Source organism: Salinivibrio sp. MA427 (assembly GCF_001996115.1).
Taxonomy (GTDB): Bacteria; Pseudomonadota; Gammaproteobacteria; order Enterobacterales; family Vibrionaceae; genus Salinivibrio; species Salinivibrio costicola.
In genome coordinates, this window is the sequence record NZ_MUFH01000186.1 from 1 (window position 1) to 5,171 (window position 5,171).

The 5,171-nt window shown below is 48.9% G+C and carries 5 protein-coding genes; all 5 read right to left on the minus strand.

Annotated elements, in window-relative coordinates; genetic code table 11:
* Positions 1-436: hypothetical protein (locus BZG79_RS11255; RefSeq protein ID WP_199877756.1), on the minus strand; the 436-nt coding region annotated here is incomplete at its 3' end.
* Positions 433-3,291, minus strand: coding sequence for a PAS domain-containing protein (locus BZG79_RS11260; protein ID WP_077774429.1), 2,859 nt, complete (start codon positions 3,289-3,291; stop codon positions 433-435). The genes BZG79_RS11260 and BZG79_RS11255, both read right to left, overlap by 4 nt.
* Positions 3,292-3,315: 24 nt before the next feature.
* Positions 3,316-3,558 (minus strand): diguanylate cyclase, encoded by a 243-nt coding sequence (locus tag BZG79_RS16420; protein ID WP_242414169.1) that lies wholly within the window; start codon positions 3,556-3,558, stop codon positions 3,316-3,318.
* A 37-nt stretch (positions 3,559-3,595) separates the two neighbouring features.
* Positions 3,596-4,816 carry a response regulator gene (locus BZG79_RS11265; protein WP_199877759.1) on the minus strand — a complete coding sequence of 407 codons (1,221 nt, stop codon included), beginning with the start codon at positions 4,814-4,816 and terminating at the stop codon, positions 3,596-3,598.
* Positions 4,809-5,171, minus strand: a 363-nt coding sequence (locus BZG79_RS11270) for a response regulator (protein ID WP_077774430.1), incomplete at its 5' end; no start/stop codon positions are given. The genes BZG79_RS11265 and BZG79_RS11270, both read right to left, overlap by 8 nt.

Below are 5,171 nucleotides of genomic sequence, written 5' to 3' on the forward strand. Positions count from 1 at the left end.
ACCCTGCAATGAGCGCATTGAATACGCCGTTCAGCGCTTGCTTTAAGACAATCATGCCGGTGGAGCTGCTATCCATACCGATAGCCATTACATAGAGTGGTATCAGCACTATCGGACTCACCACTACCCAAAAAGCGAGATCCGCGAGTACCAAGTTTTTTACGCCGCGGCGATACAATAAACTGACTGCAAACGCTTCCAATGTCAGTGTCAGCATCGCGTAAGGGTGACCCCAAAGTATCCAGGTATAAAAACCGCCAGCTAACGCCACGAACACGGCTGGCCATAGCCCGATCAATCTTATGGCCAGCATGACAGCCACCGAGCCAAAGATAAAATGCACGCCGAAAAACAAAGGCAAGTTAATCATGTTACCAACGACAGCAATAAGGGCCAGTAACAGCGTTGCCATCACCTGTTTAGCAACTACGCTCATTGTGCAACCTGCAACTGAATAAAAAACAACGCCCCACCGCCCTCAGCATCGCGGTACCCCACATCACCGTCCATTTGCTGACATATCTCCCGCGTAATCGCTAGTCCCAGAYCTGTACCAGCAACCTTGCGATTATCACTGCTGTCAGCTTGGCTAAAACGCTGAAACAGTCGATCCTGAAACGCCAGGTCAACCCCAGGTCCACGATCTCTAATAGCAATTTCAACCAGCGTTTTATCAACAATTACCGAAACGTCTACCCACTCACCTTCTGGTGAGAATTTGATCGCATTAGATAAAAGATTGGTCAGTGCTTGAATCAATCTTGGTCCATCAACATTGACCGTCACAGCCGGCCAGTTATTTGGGGGGCGTATTTGTGTCTGGGTTTGATGCTGGTAGGATTTAACAGACTCTATCGCGTCATCCAATAGCGAGCCAAGATCTTGCTTTTGTTTCTGAATTGGCATTTTTCCTGCCACGAGCTTTTCCATATCTAACAAGTCGTTTATCAGCAAGGTTAAACGTGTTGCGTTACGCTCGGCAGTATGCAGCAACTTGTTAGCCTTTGGTGGTAATTCCCYAGTTGCGCCGCCATTCAATAATCCTAACGCGCCTTTGATCGACGTTAAGGGTGTGCGCAGTTCATGGCTGACGGTGGCAATAAATTCATCTTTCATTTTGTCGAGTTTTTTACGCTCAGTAATGTCTTCGACAAGGGACCAGATCACCTTTCTTCCGTCCAACTCTGTGCTCAGCATGCCTTGCAGACGGACCGGATAACGACTGCCATCTTTGCGGATGTACTCTTTTTCAAACGGCCCATAGCGACCCGTGCTTTGCATACTTGCCAGCGCTTTTTGCTCCTCTTGCTCATATTCTTTAGGCGTGACATCCCAATAACTGAGGGAAACGAATTCTTCGCGGGTGTAACCCGTGGGTGCAATCAAAGCATCATTGAGATCAAGAAACTGTCCGGTGACAAAATCGTTCAAAGCGATGCCGATAGGAGAAAAGTCAAACAAGCTACGCAACCTCGCCTCGCTCTGCTCCAAAGCTAAACGCGCCTGATGCTGTTCGTGAACATCTTGCAAATAACCGTGCCACAATATACTACCGTCGATCATTTTCTCCGGCCTCGCCTCGCCAGAAATCCAACGATAGCCCTTGCCCGGACAGTTGACCTGATAGGTAGATTGCCAATGTTCTAACGTGTGTGCCGAATGTTCGATGGATCGACTCACGGTCTCAATATCGCCAGGATGGATGCGCTCAAACGCAGGAATGGCATCTTCTGCAGCCTGTTCTGGTGTGATGCCGTACAACGTCTCTATTTGAGGAGAACTATAAGGAAAAACCATACGCCCATCGGGAAAACGACGGAATTGATAAAGCGTTCCCGGCAATAATGCTGCTAATTTGGTCAGCCGCTGCTGGCTCAAATTCTGGGTCAATACATCGGATAACCAGTTGCCGAGGAGGCGTAAAAACAGTTTTTCGCCATCGTTGTAGTCTTCAGAACGCGCCTTAGCGGACGATACGTTCAATGTGCCCCAGGGGCGGTCATAGACATTGATGACAACGCCAGCATAGCTGCCTAACGGTGCAGTTTTATAACACGGATGTTGCTGAAACTCTGGGCGATCGGTATCGGCAATAAACTGTTCCTGCGTGGTGCTGCTGGGGTTCTCTGCCATCAAAAACTGACACCAGGTGTCTTCTAATGCAAACTGCTGCCCTGCAACAATCGTTGTGTCTGACGGCCCAGCTATCCAGTTAACCGTATACACCTCGCCTTTTATTTCACTGACAATGGCCAATTCAGCCCTCAAGTAGAGCTTGGCCTCTTGCAAGGCATGATTGATTCTCTCATCCAAGCTCCCATGACTGGAAAAGGCAATGTCAGTCAGCACCGTTAATGCCTGATGATGCCGCTCCAGCTGCGTCAGGGCATTGCGCTCTCGAGTAATATCGATAATAAACCCTTCAAGCACCTGTGGATGCCTAGGATCTGTTTCAATACATTTACCTCGTTCCTCCACCCAGCGAAAGCCCAGCGTACGATGCCGAACACGATACTCAATATGCCATTCCTCATTGTTGGCCATGGCGTTGGTAACGGCGTCATCAACAACGGACACATCATCAGGGTGAATGAGATCCGCATAACAAACGCGTTTATTGTTTATCAGATCGTCGGCGGCATAACCACTGATGGTGTCAACTTGGTTACTGATGTAAAGCATGGTCCAGCTTTTATCTGGCAAACAACGAAACGTGATGCCTGGTATGTTATTAATCAGCGATGCCATTTCATCGTGGCTAGTTTGCAGTTGTTGCTGCAACGCTGTTGACTCACGTCGCTGATAGATATCGGTCCAAATCAGATCCTCCACCATGCCAGCAAGGTTCTTTAGTTGCGCCACGTTATGTTCACTAAACTGCCTTGGCTGTTTATCAATTAGGCATAGCGTGCCCAGTCGATAACCCTCGCTGCTGTGAATCGGCATACCCGCATAAAACCGAATATCCGGCGCCCCACAGACAAGTGGATTGTCACAAAAACGCATATCGTCTAGCACGTTTTCAATAATCAATGGTTCACTACCCATAATGGCGTGCCCACAAAAAGAGATATCCCTTGGGGTTTCAGAGGCATCTAACCCCTGACGAGACTTAAAGTATTGTCGCTCACGATCGATCAGTGACACCAGCGCGATAGGCACAGAAAACAAGTCAAGGCATAAGCGAGTAATGCGATCAAAGCGAGGATCGGCACCACTGTTAAGCAACTCGGTTTCGTCTAGTGCCTGTTGACGCTCGGCTTCGTTATCAGGGATAGGTGGCGTTCGCATACCAAGGCTCCGGAGAATTAGCGATTAAGGGGTATTCATTGCTTGTACGACACAATTTCGTCCTTCATGCTTGGCGCGATACAAGGCTTTGTCCGCGAACGCCAATAAAGACTCACTTGGTWCTGTCGGAAAGCGCTGATTGTCGGCAATGCCGGCGGAAAGCGTGCAAGAAAACGTGGCGTCATTCGCCTTGAACGTGATCGCTCCGAAATCTTCTCGTAACTGATTAACCAAATGCTCGGCTTGGTCAGCATCACAATCTGGCAATACCAGCGCAAACTCTTCTCCACCGTATCGGCCAAGCTTATCTCCATTGCTTTTGCAACGCGTCTTTGATGCTGGCGTGTTTCAATAAGCCGGTCAGCCCGTCTTGATGTTGCGTGCGGTTAAACGCTCGAAATCGCTGTATTTTGCTTTGACACAGGCGCACCAAAAGCTCCGTGTCCACCGGCACCTCAAGAATGGCATCGCCGTCTAACAACAATGATTGGCGACGCAAATCTGCGTTAGGGTCGCGAGAGAGGAAAATAATCGGCAAATGTGACCAATGCTCTGTCTGCGCGAGCAAGGCCACTAATTCAGCGCCCGTCACCTGCGGTAACCAGACACTGACAAGGATAATTTCAGGATTAAACTCGCTGATACACTCAAACAGTCGTTCTGGCTTATCCAGTGTCGCGACGTTCATGTCTGCATCTGCTAAAACAGATTGGCATTGAGAAACGAGGGCTGGGCTTTGATCAATCATCATAACCCGACCAGGTTCCGCGTCTATGTGACCAAGCATATGCGCAAACTTTGAAGCAAGTTTGGCCATGTCCAACGGCTTGGAATAATAACCTGCGCCTCCCGCGCGCAGTGCCATCAGCCTTGCGTGATAACTTTCTTCAGCACCAATGAAAAAGACGGGACATTGGAAGTGCTGCAACTTGGTCTTCCATAAAACTGCTAAATCGGTATCAGACACGTCGTCCTGAATAGCATGATGATCAATAAGCAGTAAGTCAGGTGCGTGTTTAGTCAATTGTTTTAGTTGTTTGGCATCCTTTATCCAGTACACCTGAAAACCAAAACGAGCAAACTGGGATTGGGCGTATTTAGCCAAAATATTATCGCGCTCGACCAAGCCGATAATAGGCGCCCCTTCCATAACCGGTTGCTGGATTGTTGTGGTGCTTTGTGTCGCTGACACGCTATCTTTATGGTGCGCAGACTCCAGCGCTTCCATCCAATCAGTTGGCAGGCTGGTGGGCGGTTCTGTTTGGGATAAGCGCTTGGCAACCTGTTGCTCAAATTGTCGGGCCGCTTCGCCGAGACTAGCAAAACCAAATGTTCCCGCCGCGCCCGCAATGGTGTGCAACCCAGAGTGCAACGCCTTTAACGTTTCCTGGTCATCATGGCCTGATAACAACTTATCATTGATGGCATGAAGCCGTTTAAACTCCGAGGTCAGCCGTTTCGCGTACGCTTCCTTGAGCCTTTCAAGACGTTTTTCGGTGTCATTAGTCTTTTTGTTATCATCCATTGAATTCGTCCCAAAACGCACGCACATCATCAGCTAATGTCATAGGATCGAAAGGTTTAGAAATAACATGACTCGCCCCTAACGCTTTGTAGCGCGCCACTTCTTCTGGATGAACTTTCGCCGTCATAAAAAGAATGAGCACCGTGTCATCAACGAGTCCTCGTTCCCGCATAGCGATGAGTGTTTCTGGGCCATCCATATTTGGCATCATGACATCGAGCAGTATGATTTGCGGCTTAAATCCGTCCACTTCCTGCAAGGCCCGCTCTCCCGATTCACAGGTTTTAAGAGTGAGGCCACCCACATCCTCGAGTGCTAGGGTAGCAATTTCTCGTATATCAGGATCGTCCTCTAC